General features: G+C 45.8%; 1 protein-coding gene. It reads left to right on the forward strand.

The window, feature by feature from the left end; translation table 11 throughout:
• Nucleotides 1-227: DDE-type integrase/transposase/recombinase (locus ACT3QP_RS15225; protein WP_444526088.1), on the forward strand; the 227-nt coding region annotated here is incomplete at both ends.

Consider the following 227-nt stretch of genomic DNA (forward strand, 5'->3'; position numbering starts at 1 on the left):
AGTATGGCCTACAAGGCGTTTGGCGTGGCAAAGGCAAGATTACCACCAACAGCCGTGACGACCAAAAGCGCGCTGATGACTTAGTCAATCGTAACTTTAATGCTCATCGTCCTAACCAACTATGGGTTGCAGATTTTACCTATATCAAGACGACAAGCGGCTGGGTGTATACCGCTTTTATTATTGATGTGTTTGCTCGCGCTATCGTTGGCTGGAAAGTATCTAAT

Origin of the sequence: Psychrobacter sp. AOP7-B1-24 (assembly GCF_052376215.1) — a bacterium.
Classification (GTDB): Bacteria; Pseudomonadota; Gammaproteobacteria; order Pseudomonadales; family Moraxellaceae; genus Psychrobacter.